Here is a 19,359-nt window from a genome sequence, read left to right as displayed (position 1 = left end):
CGAGGGGGCGACTATTTCTCGGAATTAGGGGGCGACATCATTTCGGAATCAGGGGGCGGGTTGCCTCGGAATTTGCACTCCAGCCGTAATTCCGCGTAGATCTCGGACAGCCAGGCGGAGAAGCTCGCGGCAGTCCGCGCAATCAGCGGCAGCACGGTCAGCCTGTAGAAGGCGCGGTTGGCCTCCTGGTAATTGGCATAGGTATTGTCGCCGGGAATACCGATCAGCATCGGCGGCACACCGAGCGCCAGCGCGACATCCCTTGCGGCGCCATCGCGCGCCTCGATGAAATCCATGTCTTTTGGCGAAAGCCCCATCGCCTTCCAGTCCAGCCCTCCCTCGAGCAGCAAGGGCCGCCCCGCATTGACGGCACCGGAATACCCCGCCTCCAACTCGTCCTTCAGCCGCTGATACTGGTCGGCCGAAAGATTGCCGCCATCCTTCGGCTGATAGACGAGTGCGCCGGAAGGCCTTGCCGAATTGTCGAGCAAAGCCTTGTTCCAGCCCGCCGCCGCATTGGAGAGATCGAGTGCTGCCCCCGCCGCCACAAGCGGCGAAAAGCCGGAATGGTCATCGAGCGGGTGAAACAGTTTTAAGTGCAACAGCGAAAGCCGCCCATCCTCAGCGTCAGCCGCCAGCCTGCGCGTTCCCCCGCCGGCGCGATAATCATACCCCGTCACCCAGCCATCGCGCCCCTCGACGACGCTCACCCGGTCGGGCCGCAGCAGATGCAGTTCCCGTAATGATCCGCCGATCGCCAGCGGCTCGACATAGGCATTGCCGGACAGGAGCAGATGTCCGTAGAGCGCCTCGAAAAAATCCGGTCCGCCCTGCCGTCCGTTAGGACGCAGAAGCAGTGACAGCGCCGGATGATCCGCAATCTCCGCAGCGCCCTCGTAAGCCAGCCACGGCACAGCGGCCGCCGCCTCCGCAATCATCCGAACCGCCCGATATGCCACCGGATTGCGCATGAATCCTGTCCGCGCCAGCGCCGCATAGGACCTGCCGGACCAATGCGCCGTTCCCTCGCTGGCAAGCACCGCAAACGCGGACGCGACGCCCTTCCCTTGATCTGCAGACACGGCTTTGCGTTCCCCCGTGGAAAGCCACGGCAGGCGAAAAGGAGATTTCATTCCAGTGATCCTTTATTTAAAGGCCAAACTAACCGTGGAGTGGAGTCTGCGCGCCGGAAGTGGCGGGCTCTCACAGATTTTAAGCGGCAAGTGCGTTTACGCTCTGCTTAAAATCTTTCCAGCTCCGCTTTCTTTCTGCGTGACGTGCGTGAAGTCCCGTAAGATGATATATCCATTTCCGATCGAACCATAGGCCGGCAACCATCTGCTGCCCCTCATATGGGTCGATGTCCTGACGATAGGATTTTCCACCGGTCGTACCGCTCGTTATGGCAATTGGTCCAACCGGATTATTCAGCGCAATCAAAAGCTGTGAAACGAATGGTGACTTAGCGCTCATGACCTCGACGATGAATGGTGATATTTCTTTCGGAGTCGCTGAAGCGTCGTAAGCTTTGAAAAGAAGTTCATTGAGCGCCGATGGACCAGCTTCGTCGATGGCGCCCGTAACGAGAACCAGATGCCATTCTCCCAAACCTCCGGCATCGAACTGCATGCCTGTCGCGCTATCTTTTACCATTTGCGTCTCATTGACCCGAGCCCACAGCAAACCCTCGGGGTTTAATCGCAAACGCCGCAATGATGCCAGATATTCCTGGCCGGCCCTCAGCAGGGCAGGTGAAAGGTTTTCACTATCCACTCAACCACTCCTTCGCTTGAGAATGCATCTCTATAAATCTGTTCGGCATATTTCTCAGGCATGGAGCTTGGATTATAGCCATGCCGGCGCCGCCAATCCAGAATTGTCTTCAGGCGAAATCTAATCGGATGCCGTCCTAAGCCCTCCGGGGTTACGCCGAGTTCCTTCAGCAGCCCCCACGTTTCGTGAACCCAGAGGTCCTTACGCTCACCGCTATCAGGCCATCTGTTCCACCCTTTTTGCTGCATGATCGCAGCCTTGAGATAGCACTCGACGGCAAAGCCGGTATGGTCCCAAACTAAGGAAAACTGCTTATCCTTTTTCAGGGCGCGCGCGCCGTTTCGATGTCGCTGCGCAAGCGCTATCCAGTCATCAACTGAATGTGCAGTATTTTCCCAATCCATAACCGCCCCCGCAGCCGAGAAAATCACTGACATCTATCGGTGTCAACAAGTGCATCTCATACAGGTCAGTTCAGGTCAGTTACGGATATAGCCTACCTGAGCGGCGTCTTTGCCGCCTTGTCGCTGTCATAGTCTGCAGCAATGCGCATCTCGCGAAGCGGCCGCACGGTTTCAGTCGATTTCTGATAGATCGGATGCGCCTTGTAGGCTGCCAGCGCCGCCTCGTTTTCGAACTCGCCGTAGACGACGAAGTCGACTTCCCGGTCCCACTGGTCGGTTTTCACATTCGTGCCGATTTCCAGAAGCGATGCATGCGGGTTTGCGGTCAGCATCGAAAGCCCTGCCCGGACATCCTCGAGATTTTCGGACGTGGCCGTGAAAAACACGATATGGCGTATCATCGAAACTCCGCAGCACCCCATTCAGACAAGCTGCCTGCTAACACGCGTCCCCGCCCGCATCAATGCGCCTCGGCAAAGCCAGCCGGAATGCCTTGGCGTATCCGGCCACAAGTTCCGCCCGATCCGTTCCGTTGACGATCTTTCGCGCACCGGTCCAGTCTCTCCTGCCGTCAGCGAAATAATCACCGAGCCTGCGGCCGGTAAACGAGCCCTCGAGCATGCCACCGACAAGGATCGCGACTGCAACGCCCATCTCCATCGCACGCCCCGGCTCGGAAACGAGATCGATCCCGGTCAGTGCCGACATCGCCTCGTAATTTCTCCGATGTGTCAGTTGCACGAAGCCGCGGCCAAGCCAGGTCCTGCCTTCGGTATCCGGCCGCCAATAGGGGGTCGTGACCGCGGGAAGCCGACCCGCCCTGAAGGCTTTTTCCAGCCGGGCAATCGCTTCCTCATCATTGAGCGCCAACGTCTCGCGCACCGGCTGCATCGTCGCCGCCGTCTCATGGAAGGCTGTCGCCAGCACATAAGCCAGCGCATCGTCGCCACCCGCAGACTTTCGAGCGGCAACGCTCAGCTTCGTCCACCCGTCGAGAATCGTATTGAGCCCATTGACCTCGCGCTGCTTCAGACACCCGGAAAACAGGCTCTTGCGCACCTCGTCGAAGAAAATGCGACGTTCCGCCGCATTGTTAAGCTTACCCATTTACCGCTCGCCTTCACCGTGTTGCGACTTTCAATCGGTTTAAGAAAACTAAATCGTTTTAACGACTTAAAGGCTAATTTACTTTTGTCGCGAGCTATGGAACCAATATGGCCATGCGACGTTATGTCGACGCTTTTCCATGATGGTGCAGCGCAACAAAAAAGGAGATCATGATGATGCCGCAGCCCGCTCAGGCAGCCCCTTCGAAACCGATCCCGCAGGAAGTTCTGGATCGCATGGAATCCGAATGGAAGCAGATGCAGGAAAACAATTCCCGCCAGCCGAACCAGCGCTGAGCCAGATAACCCATCCGGATATCGCCGATGTCCGGATGGCGTAATTACGTGGCACCGGTCCTTATGGGAACGGTGCTTTTGTTTGGTGCAAGCATGCTGGTCAGTGTGGCCATGGATCCATCCTGCGCTCCGCGACAAGCCGAGCATTCACGCCGAATGCAGCAATCCGAACAAACTCTCTTGCGGCTGTCATCACTGCCGCGAAATCAACAATGCATGTTCTATCGCGAGCGCGCCGCACTCATCGCCGAACAGATAAGACCCGGCGATCGGTGTTTCGGGCCGGGCCGCAACGGTGAAGCGCTGAGAAGGCAGACCGAGGCTCGGCTTTACAAGGACCTTGCCGAAAGCTGCACGCTCTAGGGTCAAAGCCCCTATCCTGATTGAGCTTTGCCCCTAAAGCGCATTGCATCATATCCCCCGCACCCGTGGTTCGCCCTGCCCTTCCAGAACCAGCGCCGTCAGCGCCCAGACCAGCGCATCCAGCCTGTCAGGTGAACGCCCCGATGACAGCCCATCGGGACCAAAATCGCACATCTGGTCCTCCAGTTCGATAAACCGCCCTGCATGCGCCACCCTTCCCTGTTCGTAGAGCGCCGCCGCCGGCTCGGCCCGCAGAAACTTTCCCCGCGTCGCCCTGACCATGGTGATCGGCAGCGCCACGTCGACACTTCGGAGCATCGCCGTCACCATCTCGCCGCCCTGGTTGACCTCGGCGACGATCCTGTCGGCGGCAAAGCGCCGATATGCCCTCACGACAGACTGCGCCCACTGGGCAGGCGTCGCGCCCTCCACGGAACAATCCGCCAGCACAACGGCCCGCCCCTCCGGCTCCAGCCCGGCCACGACGATGCCGCAACAGGAATTCTGTCCTATGCCTGCGGGCGGATCGACCGCAACGACGATCCGCCTTAATGCCGGCACGACCCGGATCACGCAGGCCTCGATCTCCGAGCGGCGCCACAGCGCGTCCTCGCGGTCCTCGATCAGCTCGCCAGCCAGTTCCTGCCGGCCCAGCCTTGTTCCGCCATACCGGCGCTCCAGCGCCTCGATAAAACCCGGCGCCAGGTTTTGCCGGTTGTCACCGGTGGCAATCTTAACCAGCCGCGTCGAAGGATCGGCGATCAGCCGCTTCAATACCGGCACCGGCCGCGGCGTCGTCGTCACCAGCTGCCGCGGATCGTTGCCCAGCCGCAGGCCAAACTGCAGCATGTCGAATGTCTCTTCGGCATGTTTCCATTTCCCGATCTCGTCGCACCACGCATAATGAAACTGCGGCCCGCGCAGCGCCTCCGGGTCCTCGGAGGAAAATATCTGCGCCACCGCCCCGTTCGGCCAGACAAGCCGGCGCCGCGAGATTTCGAAGTCCGGAGACTTGCCTCGCGCGATCCGGCAGATACCGGACACGCCGTCGACCATCACCTCACGGGCGTCACCCAGCGTTTCCGCCACCAGCGCGATCCTCAGATCGGACCGCTCCCCGGCAGAAGCCAGCTTGTGCACCCATTCGGCCCCGGCCCGCGTCTTGCCCGATCCGCGTCCGCCCATGACCAGCCACGTGCGCCAGTCCCCTGCGGGCGGCCTCTGTTCCGGTCGACCGTTGACGTCCCAGTCCCGTTCATAGCGAGAGACGAACCGTGCCGGTACGACAAGCCCCTCAACCTCGACGACCGCGGAAGGTTGCGTCGCCGCCGTCGAAGATGCTTCAGCCGTTTCTATTTCATGCGCATGGCTTGCCCCTCGCGCCAATATGTTTTCCGCGCTGGTGACCGCCATGCATTCACTCTCATGCTGCTCGTCGATACCCTGCATGCCTGCCTGATGTTGGGCAGCGATACGACTTTTCTGCTTGGCGAGACGCCTCGCATCGGATGCCCGTGCACGACGCTCAGCCCGTGCCCGATGGCGGATCGGTGCCCGCTCGTCGAGGCTCGGCATCAGAGGCAGCGCCGTTTCGGATCCAGGTAGCAAGAAGACTTTTGGCCCGTTCATCCGCCTTGTCCGCTATCAGCCGCTGCAGGCGGTCTTTCGCCTCTCCATAGCCGCCCTCATCGGCCACGCGCTCGGCCTCGATCTCGCGATCCCGCGCCAGCTGCCTTTGAAGACTGTCGACCTTTTCGAGCGTGCGCACGATCAGGCTCATGGCGTCGGTCGCCGCCTTCACGTCGGCGCGCGCCAGCTTTTGCGCCGCCTCGTCGCCATCCGTCAGCGCCCCGGCCGCGCTCTCGCGCATCTTTCGGAAGGTGGAAAACTGCTCGCGCATCTCCACCGTCATGTCGTTTAATAGCTTGCGCAGTTCGTCGCTCGCAGAAACGCCGCCATCCGCCGACTTGATCTCCAGCGCAATCCGCATTTCATCCGCCAGCGCGGTATCCTTCGTTGGCATCTCGTCGCCATAGGCCGCGCGATCCCGCCAGATGCCGAACAGGCCCGGATCGAAACTGTCGAAATCATCCATGGCAGGCTCCATGAAGCGCACAGGCAAATCGCCGCCAGCCTCTTCGGCTGCAGCGTTTCGTTCCCGTATCGCAATGTCGGATTAGAATGGTTGCTCAAGACCTGGCGCGCTCAACTATAGGCGCACACCCTTCGAAGCCCCCCGCTCTCAAGCGCAGTTCTTCGACTATGCCTGAACCCTATCAAAGCACCGTCACGCCGTCAAGGATTATTTTCCTATCTTGGTATTTTTCGTAAATAGGCGGAGACGCTCTCTGCCCTGCCGTCTTAAGCCCTTGCGATCGTGGTGCAATCGCTCATAGTGGCCACCCATTCGTTTCGCCGGAGAATTCGATGCCGACCACACCGCCCGCCTTTACCGGCCTTTCCGCCTTCCCGCTGACGCCTGCGGACGAAGCCGGCCGCGTCGATACCGATGCCCTGCAGCGACTTCTTTCGCGCGTTGTCGAGGCCAAGACGAATTCGATCGGTCTTCTCGGCAGCACCGGAACCTATATGTACCTCTCCCGCGAGGAACGCCGCCGGGCGGTGGAGGCCGCGGTCGAATGCGTTGGCGGCAAGCTCCCGCTGATCGTCGGCGTCGGCACTCTGCGCACCGACGATGCGGTGGCGCTTGCCCGCGATGCGGCAGCAGCCGGCGCCCACGCGCTGCTTCTTGCGCCGGTCTCATACACGCCGCTCACCGAGGAAGAGGCGTTTCGCCATTTCGAAGCGGTCGCCGCCGCAACCGATCTGCCGCTTTCGATCTACAACAACCCGTCGACCACGCATTTTTCTTTCAGCGAGGCACTGATCGGGCGCCTGGCCGGCCTTGCCAATGTCAGCGCGGTGAAAATGCCGCTGCCGAAGGGCGGCGATTTTTCAGGCGAGATCGCTCGATTGAGAGCCGCCACACCGGCCAATTTCGCCATTGGCTATAGCGGTGACTGGGAGTGCCCGCATGCACTGCTGGCCGGTGCGGATTGCTGGTACAGCGTCGTCGCCGGTCTGTTCCCCAAGCCCGCGCTGGCCCTGACCCGCGCGGCGATCAGCGGCAATGCGGAAGAAACAACGCGGCTGGATACCCTCTTCCACCCGCTCTGGCAGCTGTTCAAGGCGCATGGCAGCCTGCGCGTGGTCTATGCGGCCGCGAACCTCATGGGCATTACCAAAGCCCAGCCGCCGCGCCCGGTCCTGCCGCTCGGCTCGGAGGCCGTTCGGGATATCGAAGCAGCCATCTCGCTTCTGAAGGACTAGGTCCCGCAGAAGGTTCGCGTCACCCTTTCTTCAGGTGTTGGCGGCGTCATGTAATCGGCAAATCCGGGACGCTCCTCATAGGGCTTTTCGAGTGCTGCGAGCAGTCGGGCGAAGAAGGAAAAGTCACCGTAATTGGCAGCCGAAATCGCCTCTTGAATGCGGTGGTTGCGCGGGATGATCGCCGGATTGACGGCCCGCATCGCGTCGGCACGGCCAGCGTCACCTTGAGGCTCCTGCGCCAGCCGCTCGCGCCACAGTCCCAGCCATTCCGCAGCCTTGGAAGGATCGGCGAACTGGCTCAGGAACCGTTCGTCCAGCCCTTCTGCCGCATCCGCCAAACCACGGAAAACAAGCGTGAAATCCGCCTCTTGATCCTGCATTGCCGAAAGCAGCTGCTGTACCAGTTCTCCATCATCATCGGCTTCACTCGAAAGCCCGATCTTGGCCCTGAACACCTTGATCCATTCCGCCTGAAACCGCTCGCCGAACTCTCTCAGAACCTCGTTCGACGCGTCGACTGCCCTGTCCTGATCCGCGTCTATTACCGGCAGCAGGCATTCCGCCAGTCTGGCGATGTTCCACTGGCCGATGCCCGGCTGGTTGCGATAGGCGTAACGCCCGCCATGATCGATCGAGGAAAACACCTTCATCTGATGATATTCGTCGAGAAAGGCGCAGGGGCCGAAGTCGATCGTCTCCCCCGATATGGTCATGTTGTCGGTGTTCATCACCCCATGGACGAAACCGACGCCGAGCCAGCGCGCGATCAGCTCCGCCTGCCGGAATGCCACGGCCTGCAGCAGTGCCGCATAGGGGTTCTCGGCTGCCTTCAACTCGGGATAATGCCGGTCGATAACGTAGTCGGCCAGTTCCCTTATGCCATCCGTGTCGCCGCGCGCAGCAAAGAACTGGAAGGTGCCGACCCGCACATGGCTTGCCGCGACACGAACGAAGACCGCACTCTGCTCCACCGTCTCGCGATAGACCTGCTCGCCGGTCGTCACCGCCGCCAGCGCCCGTGTCGCAGGAATGCCGAGCGCAGCCATGGCCTCGGAGACGATATATTCCCGCAGTACCGGTCCCAAAGCCGCACGGCCGTCGCCACGGCGTGAAAATGGCGTCGGACCTGCGCCTTTAAGCTGGATATCGCGGCGAACACCGCCTCGATCCACCACTTCGCCCAGCAGGATCGCACGGCCGTCGCCGAGCTGCGGCACGAAACTGCCGAACTGGTGGCCGGCATAAGCCATCGCAAGCGGCATAGCCCCCTGTGGCACCACGTTGCCGGAAAATGTCGCCGCCAGCCGATCCGGATCGGAAAGATCGGCCTCGACGCCAAGCTCTTTCGCCAGAGCCTCGTTGAACATGATCAGCTTCGGCCCCTCGACCGGCTCGGGATAAACCGAAGCGTAGAACCTGTCGGGCAGACGGGCATAGGAGTTGTCGAAGTGGAACAAGCATGTCTCCATCGGGCATATGGGCCTTTTTGCCCAATATGGGAAATAGCAGGCGAGGAACAAGCCGAAACATCTGTGCCTGGCCGGACCGAATGATACAGCGCCCACACTATCTTATTGAGCACCCTTTCCTTTTCCACATCGTCTCATAATTACAGTTTCGTGATCGGCGCAGGACGCGCCGCAAATTATGGAGACTGGGGCTATGGGTTTGTCGCTTCTGATCAGCATCCTGATCACTTTCCTCGTGATCGTGCTGGTACTTTATCTTGTCAACATGCTGCCGCTTGACGCAAAGGTCCGCCAGATCGTGCGGGTTGTCGTCATCATCATCGGCATCATTTCGCTTCTGAAATATCTGGCGGTGTTCTAGCCCTTCCCGACCGAACCATTTGCCCGGACGGATCACTTGGGCCCGCCCGGGCAATGGCGGCTTTCGCCTTGGGAGCCTGCTATCTCGAAATGTCAGGAATTCATGGATTTCAGATGGGTGACGACTTCCGCCTGACGCTTGTCATCGAGAATTTCCACCCGGTCGTGCCAGAAGCGTGATGCCTCCTCGGGTTCGTCTTCCCACTTTCGGGTGGTGACGAAATTATCGTCGAGCTTGGCAAGCCGCGTTCCGCCGAGCCTGCGATATTCCTCGGCCAGTTCCAGAGCCTGCGTCTTTTCTCCATGTGCCTCAACCATATGCATCCCTTTCCTTTGTGCCTCTGAAGGTTAGAACAGGAAGGTCGCCGTCCGGTTCCCGCGTGACGCGGGAGGAAATGCTAAAGGCAGGCTAGTTGGTCAGTCGGTTCACCGGCTTGATCGCGTTGTCGGCAATCGACTTGAACGATGCAACCAGGGCTTCCATCGTGTTGGGTTCGTAATAGTTGCCAGCGGCAGAGGCGCAGTATTTCAACAGTTCCTGCCCTTTGGGCGGCGCCATGAAGGCGACGGTGTAGATCTTTATTCCGGCCGTCTTTGCGGCCGCGCATCCGTCACGTACGTTCTGGTCCAGCCTCTGGCTCCAGTCCACGCTATTGCCGGTCATATCACCATCGGTCATCAGGATCATGATGCGATCCGATGTCTTGTTGCCTTTCTTGGCCTGCTCGACGCTCTCGGTATCGGTGCCGTAGATGTTGCTCTTGATGTTGGAGGTCGCGGTGGTCACCGCCGCCGTCGCGTCCGTTCCACCAACCGGGTTAAGCGTCATGGCATTGACGTAGTTCCTTGCAGCCGTCGTTCCCCAGGCGACCGCCGACTGGCCCTTGATGCCGTTGGTATAGGAGATCGTGCCGGTGCGGACAAAGCGGGTCTTGGGATCAGATTTGTCGAGGGCGTCAAACATCGTGGCTGCAGCCTGTTTCAGCGCTTCCACCTTGGTCACATAAACAGTCTGCTGGCCGATACAGATGCCGAGCAGGTTGATGACGCATTTCGTGCCCTTCACCGTCGTCGTGTTCTCCGCCATCGAAGCCGATTCATCGAGCAGGATTTCCATCGATATGCCATTGCTTGCCGCAGCCGCTCCGTCAGCACCAGTACCGCTTCCGGTGCCCGATATCGTGTTGCTCGAGGCATTTACGGGATAGGTTCGCCCGGCGAAAAAACTGGTAAGCGGCGTCAGCGGAATATCGGCAGAGGAGGTTACCGAGACCGAATAGCTCTTGGCCCCCGTCGATGCATCCGTGTTGGTGACGATTGCCACCGTCGTCGCGTTCTTGATCGTCGCGGTGTCGGTGGTGTTCATATAATTGGCTAACTGGCCCGCCAGAAAGTCCTTGCCGAGCTTCTGGCCGGCCGCGGTATCGGAACCGTTGGCCATGGCACCTGAAACGGCAAGGGCTGCGGCATCCGTCGCCTCCTGCAACTGGCGTTTCGAAACCATCAGATTGGCGGTGTCGACCGCCAGCCCGGCGCCTCCCAGCAACATGGGCAGGATGAGCGCAGTCATCATCCCGAAGTTGCCAGCCGGGTCGGAAACGATGCTGTGATTGGCTCTATCGAATATTAGCATGACGGCATTTAACGCAAAGAAGCGTTATTCGTGTCGCCATACATTCAAACTTGCTTAATTAAAGATAATCGGAACTCAAGACGTTGTTCTGCAATGGGAATACCGGGCTCCCGGCCACCTCAGGTGAGATAGGGCGCAAGCTCAAGCAGTTGCTTTTCCTGCGTCACGCCGATCCTGTAAAGATAGATGAGATTGGCTGCCAGACGCCGGGGCTCTCCGCCGTCCTCCCAGCCCTCTGCCCGCAACTGGCAATAGACACGCCGGATCATCAGGATATCTCCCGCAGCAATGACGCTTTCGGCCATCATGGCCGCCCTCCTCGAAAGCATGCTGAAACCGGCCCAGCTCACAAGCTGACGCAGCTCAGGGCACCGGCATTAATGCTATAAAAAGGATTTTGTATACTGAACTTGACACTTTCAGCCCGCAAAACAATAAGAATTTATATTATTAATGAAGCGGGTATATTATGCAACAGACACTGCATGCCAACAACATTGGTTTTCTTCGACTGCTGTTTGCTTCTCTCGTAATAGTCTCTCACGCGTCAGAGATCATCGACGGCAATAGATCCCGAGAAATATTGTCTGGCGCGCTTGGAGCGCGGACATTCGCGGAGCTTGCTGTGGACGGGTTCTTTCTTCTTAGCGGTTATCTGATCACTCAGAGTTACGACCGCTCCAGCAACCCAATTTCATTTCTGAAAAAACGCGCTTTCCGTATCTATCCGGGTTATCTGGTCGCGGTCTTTATTTGCCTGGCGCTTGCACCTTTGACAGGCGCTGCAATCGGTTATTACGGGATGGGTGACCTGCTTCGTCTCACCCTGGAAATCGTAACGCTTCACGGCCCCTCGCAACCCGGTTTCATAGGATTACCCTATGAAATCCTGAACGGTTCGCTTTGGACGATCTCTTACGAATTCCGTTGCTACATATTCGCCTTGCTCGTCGGCCTCGTCGGTCTGAGCCGAAAACGCTTTGCCTTTGCTGCGATATCGGCGGCACTGCTCCTCATGACGATGATGCCTTTGGATATCCAGATCCCGAACAGGATCGCATTTTTCACCGGTTATTATTCCGAAAGCGTTCGTCTGTTTGCAAACTTCTCTGTCGGCGCGTGCTTCTATCTGTTCCGCCGGGAAATTCCGTTCACCAATACCCTTGCCATTGCCAGCACCACCGCTCTGGTCGTGATGATGTTCCTTGAGTACTTCGAAATCGCAGCCTTCGCCGTCTTTGGCGGCTATCTGATCTTCTGGTTCTCCTTTGCAGTAAAATCAGAAGCGATATCGCGGATAAACGCTGACGACGACGTTTCCTACGGAGTGTATCTATATGGCTGGCCGATTTCAGGCACCCTTCTCTATTTCGTTGGTATCCAATCGCCAGCGATGATGATCGCGCTGAGCCTGCCCTTGGCCTATATGGCTGGTTATCTCAGCTGGATCCTCGTGGAACAGCCATTCCTCCGCAGGTCACCGAAAACGATAAACACGTGATCGCCTCATCCATCCAGAAGCACGATGGTTGCACTGGGAGGATGCTCAGAACCAAGTAATGGCGAGGGTGGCACTTTGTGTGAAACGCCCCCTTGAGGATGCCGAATAGATTGGGCCCGCGGCTCATCAGCCCTCATGCCGTATCCTGCCGCATGGGCAGGATACGGTCGATATTCGTCATCTGGAGGTTTGCGCCCGGCTGTGTCTCCGAGCGGTCTTCCGTCTATCGGCTATCCTTGAGCCGCCACGATCGCGTCGGCCATGATCTCGACGCCGCGGTCGATCTCGGCGTCCGAAACGGTTAGCGCCGGAGCGATGCGGAAGACGCCGCCCATGCCGGGCAGCTTGACGATGTTCATAGAAAGGCCACGAACCATCGCTTCTTCCATGATCTTCGCGCCAAGCTCGAAACCGGGCGCCTTGGTGTGGCGGTCGGTCACCACTTCCAGCCCGAGCAGAAGACCGCGGCCGCGGACGTCGCCGATGCATTCGAAACGCTGCTGCAGCGCCAACAGCCCGTCCTTCAGGCGTTTGCCGCGCGTTATCGCCTGCTGGACCAGATTGTCACGCGCCATCACATCCAGCACGGTCACACCGACAGCAGCCGGCAGCGGGTCCGATACGTGGGTCGTGTAGAAGAGGAACCCCTTCTCGAATGCTTTCTGCTCCACTTCCGCGCTTGTCATGACAGCGGCAAGCGGAAGGCCGGCGCCGAGCGTCTTCGACAGCGTCATGATATCGGGCGTCACGCCGTCACGCTGGAAGGCGAACATGTTGCCGGTGCGGCCGACGCCGGTCTGTGCCTCGTCGAGGATGAGCAGCATGCCGCGCTCCTCGCACTTCTTCTTCAAGGCCGCGAGATAACCGAGCGGCAGTTCGAGAATGCCGCCGGAAGACAGGATCGGTTCGGCGATGAAGGCGGCGAGATTGCCGGTCGACTGATTGTCGATCAGATGGAACGCATCGTCTAGCTCGGCCTGCCAGTCGTTCGATCCGTCCGGGTTCCTGAAGCGCGGGCGATAGGCATTCGGTGCCGGGATGACGAAGGAGCCGGCCGAGACCGGACCATATCCCTTGCGACCTGCACTGTAGGTGGCGGAAGCCGCAGCTCCGGTCATGCCGTGCCAGCTCTGGGCGAAGGCAACGATTTCGTGCCCGCCGGTCACGAGCTTCGCCATGCGGATGGCCGCCTCGTTGGATTCGGCACCCGTTGTCAGCAACTGGACACGGTCGAGGCCTGGGGCGAGCGCGGCGAGCCTTGCAGCCAGCTCCACCACCGGACGTGACAGCATGCCGGAGAACAGATGCGCGACCGAGGCCATCTGGCGGTTTACCGTCGCCACGATATCCGGGTGGGTGTGGCCGAGCACGGCGCTCATCTGGCCGGAGGTGAAGTCGAGAATTGCGCGGCCATCGGCATCGTAGACGAAGCTACCCTCAGCGCGTTCGATGATGACGTCCTCGAAGGCCGGCCCGTAACGGGTCAGGTGCTTGTCGGCATCGGCCCAGAAGGCCGGATCGTCATTGCGCGACGTGAGGTTTCTGGCGGCGTTTTCCATGACGGTTCCCCATTGTGATTGATTGGCTGGGAGGGTAACAAGCCACTGGCACCTCAGTCCAATTGATAGTATTTTAATCCGATATCCATTTTTCTGATATTGCCATGCTTGATCTCGCGCTTCTGAAAAACTTCGTCGTCGTTGCCCGCACGGGTTCGATCAGCCTTGCCTCCACCCAGGTCGGGCGCACCCAATCCGCACTCAGCATGCAGATGCAGCGGTTGGAGGCCGAGGTCGGTCAGCCGCTTCTGCAGCGCACCGGCGCCGGCATGCGGTTGACTGCGGCAGGCGAGAGACTGCTGGCCCATGCCGAACAGCTGATCTCGCGGCATGACGAGATCCTGGCAGATATGGGCGGACTGGCGCTGAAGGGGGCGGTCAGCCTCGGATGTCCGGAGGACTATTCGATCGCTTTCCTGCCGGAGCTGCTGAAACGCTTTTGCGCTGCCAATCCGCAAGTGGAGCTGAGGCTTGTCTGCGCTCCGACGATCGGGCTTCGGCCTCTCATCCAGCGCCGGCAGATCGACATGGCGCTGGTATCGCTGCCCGATGCGGATGATGCCGCGGTGATCCGGCAGGAGCGCTTCGTCTGGGTGGCGGACAGGCCGGATACGCAGCTGCTGTCCAACGAGATCCTGCCGCTGGCGCTATCGGCACCGACAACACTCGATTACCGCGCCGCCTGTGACGCGATGGAGGCCGTCAACCGCCGTTATCGAGTAGCGTTTGCCAGCGACAGTCTTGCTGGGCTGATCGCGATCACTCGCGCAGGCCATGCGGTCAGTGTACTGACAAAAACGGCGGTGCCGCCTGACCTTCACATCATCGAGCATGGGCTGCCGCGTCTGCCGACGATCGGTATAGCGCTTGAGTTTTCCGAAAGCCGCCCGTCCTCCGCTGCCGCGATGCTGGGAGAGCATATCCGCCGTCACCTGCCATCGCTCAGGGATCCTGCGGCGACGGTGCGGGGTCTTTGATCTTTCACCCCACTCGCGCCGCCGTATCGAGGCTGATCTGGTTGCGACCGCGCATCTTGGCGGCGTAGAGCGCGAGGTCGGCACGGCGATAGAGGTCGTCAGCCTTCTCGTTTCTTTCGGCGCAGGCGATGCCGGCGGAGAACGTGTAGCGAAAACTGACCTGATCCGGCAGAGGCCGAGACAGCCTGACTGCCTCAAGCATGCGCCCGACGATCACCTCGGCATTTTCCGCAGTGGTATTGGGAAGGATGAGAACGAACTCCTCTCCGCCGACACGGCCGAGGACATCCGTCTTGCGGACGTAGCTCTGCAAGGTGGCGGCGAAATCCTTCAGCACCGCATCCCCGACCGAATGGCCGAAACGGTCGTTGATATATTTGAAATTGTCGATGTCGAGCACGGCGATACAGCCTACGGGCCCCCAATGCAGCCCGTTGACGTTACCCTCGTCACGCATAGCGAGAAGATCGTTGAGCTTTGCCATGACGAAACGGCGGCTCGGAATACCGGTCAGTTCGTCGGTATGGGAAGCCTTGATCGCGTCGTCGCGGTCCTGCCACAAGGCACGCTCGTCGGGGCGGATTGAGGTGATGTCGCTCGCCACGCAGAGCATCCAGCCATCATCCTGCGTCGTCTCCGTCATCCACAACCAGCGGCCATCGTGGAGGTCCGTTTCGAAGGCGCGAAAACCTGCCTTGCCGCGCCGGGAGATGGTGGACGCCAGCCATGCCTCGAAATTTTCGACCTTGATGACGGTGCCGCGCCTTGCGTGGAAATTTCGACGCATCAACTCCGACCAGAGCGGATGTTCACCTTCTTCGATGAACCATGCCGCACGAAACGCACGGTTGGCATAACGCAGCCGATCCTGGTCGTCATAGAGCGCCACGCAGACGTCAGCGGCTTCCATCAGCCGGACGGCCTGCAACATCGTTTTGTCGTCGTCCAAGGCCTTCATGCCCTCAGGAATAGTGTAACTGGTCGGCATCGGTATATCCGATACCTATGAAAGATCGGTTATGGCGGGTTCAGCCCCTCATCTCTGCAATCTTTTGGATTATCGTCAGTTTCTGCGGGTCTGCCTAGGGCAGGATATGGCCATATTGCTTTCGCCAAATAACCATTCCGATAGGCAGCCCGGACAGTCACACAGCGACCCTTTCGGACATATGTCGCTTCTCGTTGATATAGATATCCGCAGTGTTCAGAATTCGAATGAAGGCATAGCTGATATTCAGCGCGCCAACTCCCTGGCAACGTCACCGATCAACCCACGCAGCCAGCGATGCGCCGGGTCGTTGCGGTGGCGGACATGCCAGGCCATCTGGACGGGAAAGGTGCCGAGATCGACTGGCGGAGAAAGCACCTTCAGCCGCGGATCGAGCGCAATACGCCGACAGATCAATGCCGGAAGCGTGGTGCAGTAATCAGTGACGGCGACAAGTTCCGGAATGGAGAAGAAATGCGTGACGGACACCGCCACCTCACGCTTCAACCCCTGCCGCTCCAGCGACTGGAACAGGCCGGCACGCAACCGGCCGGGCGGCAGCATGTTGACATGTTTCAGCCGCTCATATTGCTCCTTGGAGATGCTGTCGCCGATATCGGGATGATCGGCACGGACAACGCAGGCAAGTCCATCCTCCATCAGATGCTGGACGACGAGATTATCCGGAGGATCGGTGAGCCTTCCCAGCACCATTGCCGTCGTGCCGGACATCACGCCCGTCTCGGCGATATCGCTGCCGAAGGGAGTGAGCCGCAGCCGGATGCCAGGCGCCACCTGGCGCAGCCGCTCGACGATGGCCGGCACCAGCACGAATTCCACATAATCGTTGGGTGCGATGGTGAACAGCCGCTCGGCAGTCAGCGGGTCAAAGTCCTGCTGGCCGAGTATGACATCATCCAGCTTCGCCAGCGCCTCCACAATCGCAGGGGCGATCTCTTCTGCGAGTTCGGTCGGCCGGATGCCATATCGCTCGCGTACGAAAAGCGGATCGCGAAAGGTCTCGCGCAACCGGTTGAGCGTGTTGGACAGCGCCGGCTGGGTGATGCCGAGGCGTTCAGCGGCGCGGGTTACATTGCGCTCCTCCATCAGCACAACGAAGACCGGCAGCAGGTTGAGGTCGTATCTCATTCAAACACAACGCCTATTCAGTTATAACGCCTTGATTATGTCTGGAATAGATTAAATAAATTTCCGAAATGTGTCGAGATGGCGCATCGTCAGGCTGTCCAAAGCGGACAACACAACTCGAAGGAGAGAGACGATGAGCAAGGGCAAGGTACTGGTCATCGGGTCCAATGCGACCCGGATCGAAACCAAAGACGGCCGCACGGGTGCGACCGGTCAATATCTCAACGAAACCGTGGTGCCGATGCTGGCATTGATCAATGCCGGTTACGAGGTCGTGCTGGCGACGCCGAACGGAGCGAAGCCGCATATGGACGAGGCATCCGACAGTGCAGAGCATTTCGGTGGCGATGTCGCGGCTTACGAAAAGGCCAAGGCCTTCTGGGCAAACGACACGTCGATGAACAGCGGCCTGACGCTGCGCGGCGCAATAGAACAGGGGCTCGACAATTTTGCGGCTATCTTCGTTCCCGGCGGCCAGGGCCCGGTCGTCGACCTGATGATCGATCCCGACATGGGCGAAATCGCAAGGCATTTCCACGAAAAGGGCAAGCCTTCCGCCTATCTGTGCCACGGCCCGATAGCGACTGTCGCCGCTATGCAGCATGCCCGCGAATTCCGCTCGGCACTGGTGGCCGGCGATGAGGCCAAGGCGCGCGAATGGGCCAAGGGCTGGCAATATGCGGGCTACAAGATGACAGTCTTTTCCGACACGGAAGAAAAGGTCGTCGAGGACTATGTTCTGCACGCCAAACTCTATTTCAACATGATCGAGGCGCTGACGGCGGCAGGTGGTGATGTAAGCAAGACCAAGATCGATTTCGAACCGAATGTCGTCATCGACCGCGAACTGATCACCGGCCAGAACCCACGTTCGGATCACCCGATCGCCGCAGCACTGATCGAGGCACTGGATCGCAGGCTGGCTGCGTGACAGTAAACATACTTGGCAGAAATACCCCTCTGGCCTGCCGGCTTTCCTGGGGCGAGCCGCCTGTCCCAATTAAGCCACGACAGGTCGACCGGGTTAAGCCCTCCCCCTTGTGGGGAGGGTTGGGAGGGGACTTTTTACACGCGCGACGGCTCACCCAAAGGAACACGCCATGAGCACCGAAACCAACAACGCCAAAATCGTCGCCATACTCACCGCCCTGCCCGGCAAGGCCGCTGAATTGCGGGCGCTGCTTGCCGACACCGCACCTTCCTGCCGTTCCGAGCCGGGCAATCTGCGCTGGGATGTGTGGCAGGACCGGGCCAACCCCGAACGCTTTATCCTCGATGAACTCTATATCGATGCGGATGCGGTTGAAGCGCATCGCGAGACGCCCCATTTCAAAAACTACGCTTCAAAGATCAACAGCCTGGCCGAGCGGTCCGCCTATGTGGTCACTCCCGTCAATCTCGGCTGACACCCCTGAAAAGAAGGATAGACCCCATGGCACTCAAGGATATTCTGCCGAGCAGGCTTGGTTTCGGCGCAGCCCCACTCGGCAACATGTTTCGCGATATTCCCGAGGATGAGGCGCGCGCCACTGTGGAAGCCGCCTGGACCGACGGCATCCGTTATTACGATAACGCCCCCTTCTACGGCGCAGGGCTGGCCGAGATCCGCATGGGCGAGGCGCTCAAGGGCAAGCCGCGCGACCAGTATGTGATCTCCACCAAAGTCGGCCGCTACATTCTCGACGAGATCGAGGATGTCAGCGCCCGCGAGCAGGGCGAAAAGGCCGGCGTGTTCAGCCACGGTCTGCCGAACAAGGTGGTCAACGACTACAGCCATGACGGCACGTTGCGCTCGATCGAGCAGAGCCTGGAAAGACTGAAGACCGACCATATCGAGATCGCCTTCGTGCACGACCTCGCCCAGGACTTTTGGGGCGATCGGTGGCTGGAAAAGTTCGAAGAGGCGCGAGGCGGCGCGTTCAAGGCACTCGACCGGCTGCGCGATGAAGGGGTGATCAAGGCCTGGGGTCTTGGCGTCAACAAGGTCGAGCCGATCGAACTGGTGCTCGAACTGGACGAACCGAAGCCCGATGCATTCCTGCTTGCCGGCCGATACACGCTGCTCGACCATGACAAGGCCTTGCAGCGGGTGATGCCGATGGTGGCAGAACGAGGCCTGGGTGTCGTCGTCGGCGGGCCTTACAGCTCGGGCGCTCTGGTTGGCGGACCGAATTTCGAATATGCGCCGATCAAGCCTGACATGGCTGCGAAGATCGCGAAGATCAAGGCGATTGCCGACCGCCATCAGGTGAGCATGAAGGCCGCCGGCCTGCAGTTCTCACTCGCCAACCCGGCCGTTGCCGCCGTCATCCCCGGCGCCAGCCAGCCCTCGCGCATCGCCGAGGACAGCGCCGCCCTGAAGGAGGCCATACCGGCCGATTTCTGGCGGGAGTTGAGGGCGGAAAAGCTGGTGAACCCCGCGGCACCGCTGCCGGTCTGAGCCGCATAGC

General features: G+C 59.8%; 23 protein-coding genes. 9 read left to right on the top strand and 14 right to left on the bottom strand.

Annotation, left to right across the window (positions count from 1 at the left end; genetic code table 11):
* Positions 1–11: 11 nt before the first annotated feature.
* The 5 genes from JZX87_RS06175 to JZX87_RS06155 all read right to left on the bottom strand — a co-directional run bounded on the left by JZX87_RS06175 (position 12) and on the right by JZX87_RS06155 (position 3,284).
* A complete protein-coding gene (locus JZX87_RS06175; protein WP_206824548.1) occupies positions 12–1,133 on the bottom strand; it encodes a phage portal protein in 1,122 nt (373 codons plus the stop codon).
* Positions 1,134–1,212: 79 nt separating this feature from the next.
* Entirely contained in the window at positions 1,213–1,773 is a 561-nt protein-coding gene (locus tag JZX87_RS06170; RefSeq protein WP_148145555.1) for a hypothetical protein, read from the bottom strand.
* Complete coding sequence (locus JZX87_RS06165; RefSeq protein ID WP_148145556.1) at positions 1,740–2,210, bottom strand: hypothetical protein; 471 nt, start codon at positions 2,208–2,210, stop codon at positions 1,740–1,742. Before JZX87_RS06165 ends, JZX87_RS06170 begins: the two co-directional genes overlap by 34 nt.
* Before the next feature lie 59 nt (positions 2,211–2,269).
* Positions 2,270–2,578, bottom strand: a complete 309-nt coding sequence (locus JZX87_RS06160; protein ID WP_148145557.1) for a Dabb family protein — start codon at positions 2,576–2,578, stop codon at positions 2,270–2,272.
* A gap of 37 nt (positions 2,579–2,615) precedes the next feature.
* Positions 2,616–3,284: a hypothetical protein gene (locus tag JZX87_RS06155; protein ID WP_206824546.1), complete on the bottom strand. Its 669-nt coding sequence runs from the start codon at positions 3,282–3,284 to the stop codon at positions 2,616–2,618.
* A 173-nt stretch (positions 3,285–3,457) separates the two neighbouring features.
* Between JZX87_RS06155 and JZX87_RS31250 the strand changes: the two genes are divergently transcribed.
* Positions 3,458–3,580 carry a hypothetical protein gene (locus JZX87_RS31250; protein WP_281422902.1) on the top strand — a complete coding sequence of 41 codons (123 nt, stop codon included), beginning with the start codon at positions 3,458–3,460 and terminating at the stop codon, positions 3,578–3,580.
* Between the two features lie 216 nt (positions 3,581–3,796).
* On the top strand, positions 3,797–3,943 hold the full coding sequence (locus JZX87_RS06150) for a hypothetical protein (RefSeq protein ID WP_206824544.1): 147 nt from the start codon (positions 3,797–3,799) through the stop codon (positions 3,941–3,943).
* A 48-nt stretch (positions 3,944–3,991) separates the two neighbouring features.
* Here JZX87_RS06150 and JZX87_RS06145 read toward each other — a convergent pair whose 3' ends face one another.
* Entirely contained in the window at positions 3,992–5,518 is a 1,527-nt protein-coding gene (locus tag JZX87_RS06145) for a DNA-packaging protein (RefSeq protein ID WP_286194177.1), read from the bottom strand.
* A complete protein-coding gene (locus JZX87_RS06140; protein ID WP_206824542.1) occupies positions 5,469–6,038 on the bottom strand; it encodes a hypothetical protein in 570 nt (189 codons plus the stop codon). The genes JZX87_RS06145 and JZX87_RS06140 overlap by 50 nt, the downstream gene beginning before the upstream one ends.
* A gap of 332 nt (positions 6,039–6,370) precedes the next feature.
* On the opposite strand from JZX87_RS06140, the gene JZX87_RS06135 reads away from it, so the two are divergent.
* Entirely contained in the window at positions 6,371–7,273 is a 903-nt protein-coding gene (locus JZX87_RS06135) for a dihydrodipicolinate synthase family protein (RefSeq protein WP_206824540.1), read from the top strand.
* On the opposite strand, the gene JZX87_RS06130 is transcribed toward JZX87_RS06135, so the two are convergent.
* A complete protein-coding gene (locus JZX87_RS06130) occupies positions 7,270–8,742 on the bottom strand; it encodes a protein adenylyltransferase SelO (protein ID WP_206824538.1) in 1,473 nt (490 codons plus the stop codon). The two genes, JZX87_RS06135 and JZX87_RS06130, sit on opposite strands and share 4 nt — an antisense overlap.
* A gap of 193 nt (positions 8,743–8,935) precedes the next feature.
* On the opposite strand from JZX87_RS06130, the gene JZX87_RS06125 reads away from it, so the two are divergent.
* The gene (locus tag JZX87_RS06125; RefSeq protein ID WP_162713894.1) at positions 8,936–9,103 is read left to right on the top strand and encodes a Thivi_2564 family membrane protein; all 168 of its coding nucleotides are present in this window, start codon (positions 8,936–8,938) and stop codon (positions 9,101–9,103) included.
* Between the two features lie 92 nt (positions 9,104–9,195).
* On the opposite strand, the gene JZX87_RS06120 is transcribed toward JZX87_RS06125, so the two are convergent.
* From JZX87_RS06120 to JZX87_RS06110, 3 genes are all read right to left on the bottom strand, one after another.
* Complete coding sequence (locus JZX87_RS06120) at positions 9,196–9,420, bottom strand: hypothetical protein (RefSeq protein WP_148145562.1); 225 nt, start codon at positions 9,418–9,420, stop codon at positions 9,196–9,198.
* A gap of 91 nt (positions 9,421–9,511) precedes the next feature.
* Complete coding sequence (locus JZX87_RS06115; protein ID WP_246435914.1) at positions 9,512–10,675, bottom strand: vWA domain-containing protein; 1,164 nt, start codon at positions 10,673–10,675, stop codon at positions 9,512–9,514.
* 179 nt (positions 10,676–10,854) lie between these two features.
* Positions 10,855–11,043 (bottom strand): hypothetical protein, encoded by a 189-nt coding sequence (locus tag JZX87_RS06110; RefSeq protein ID WP_206824533.1) that lies wholly within the window; start codon positions 11,041–11,043, stop codon positions 10,855–10,857.
* Positions 11,044–11,204: 161 nt separating this feature from the next.
* Here JZX87_RS06110 and JZX87_RS06105 point away from each other — a divergent pair, with 161 nt between their 5' ends.
* Entirely contained in the window at positions 11,205–12,236 is a 1,032-nt protein-coding gene (locus tag JZX87_RS06105) for an acyltransferase family protein (RefSeq protein WP_206824531.1), read from the top strand.
* A 230-nt stretch (positions 12,237–12,466) separates the two neighbouring features.
* Here JZX87_RS06105 and JZX87_RS06100 read toward each other — a convergent pair whose 3' ends face one another.
* Positions 12,467–13,795: an aspartate aminotransferase family protein gene (locus JZX87_RS06100; protein WP_148145566.1), complete on the bottom strand. Its 1,329-nt coding sequence runs from the start codon at positions 13,793–13,795 to the stop codon at positions 12,467–12,469.
* 104 nt (positions 13,796–13,899) lie between these two features.
* Between JZX87_RS06100 and JZX87_RS06095 the strand changes: the two genes are divergently transcribed.
* Complete coding sequence (locus tag JZX87_RS06095; RefSeq protein ID WP_206824530.1) at positions 13,900–14,772, top strand: LysR family transcriptional regulator; 873 nt, start codon at positions 13,900–13,902, stop codon at positions 14,770–14,772.
* A 4-nt stretch (positions 14,773–14,776) separates the two neighbouring features.
* On the opposite strand, the gene JZX87_RS06090 is transcribed toward JZX87_RS06095, so the two are convergent.
* Together JZX87_RS06090 and JZX87_RS06085 are read right to left on the bottom strand one after the other, a co-directional pair.
* Positions 14,777–15,760 carry a GGDEF domain-containing protein gene (locus tag JZX87_RS06090; RefSeq protein WP_502711297.1) on the bottom strand — a complete coding sequence of 328 codons (984 nt, stop codon included), beginning with the start codon at positions 15,758–15,760 and terminating at the stop codon, positions 14,777–14,779.
* A 246-nt stretch (positions 15,761–16,006) separates the two neighbouring features.
* Positions 16,007–16,909 (bottom strand): LysR family transcriptional regulator, encoded by a 903-nt coding sequence (locus tag JZX87_RS06085; RefSeq protein ID WP_206824529.1) that lies wholly within the window; start codon positions 16,907–16,909, stop codon positions 16,007–16,009.
* A 133-nt stretch (positions 16,910–17,042) separates the two neighbouring features.
* Here JZX87_RS06085 and JZX87_RS06080 point away from each other — a divergent pair, with 133 nt between their 5' ends.
* From JZX87_RS06080 to JZX87_RS06070, 3 genes are all read left to right on the top strand, one after another.
* Positions 17,043–17,840 carry a type 1 glutamine amidotransferase domain-containing protein gene (locus tag JZX87_RS06080; RefSeq protein WP_206824528.1) on the top strand — a complete coding sequence of 266 codons (798 nt, stop codon included), beginning with the start codon at positions 17,043–17,045 and terminating at the stop codon, positions 17,838–17,840.
* Between the two features lie 169 nt (positions 17,841–18,009).
* Positions 18,010–18,315, top strand: a complete 306-nt coding sequence (locus JZX87_RS06075; RefSeq protein ID WP_206824527.1) for a putative quinol monooxygenase — start codon at positions 18,010–18,012, stop codon at positions 18,313–18,315.
* A gap of 26 nt (positions 18,316–18,341) precedes the next feature.
* Positions 18,342–19,349 carry an aldo/keto reductase gene (locus JZX87_RS06070; RefSeq protein WP_206824526.1) on the top strand — a complete coding sequence of 336 codons (1,008 nt, stop codon included), beginning with the start codon at positions 18,342–18,344 and terminating at the stop codon, positions 19,347–19,349.
* The last annotated feature ends 10 nt before the right edge of the window (positions 19,350–19,359 follow it).

The organism is Agrobacterium sp. Ap1, assembly GCF_017313375.1.
GTDB classification, from domain to species: Bacteria; Pseudomonadota; Alphaproteobacteria; order Rhizobiales; family Rhizobiaceae; genus Neorhizobium; species Neorhizobium cellulosilyticum.
This window is presented reverse-complemented; position numbering and strand designations above follow the sequence as displayed.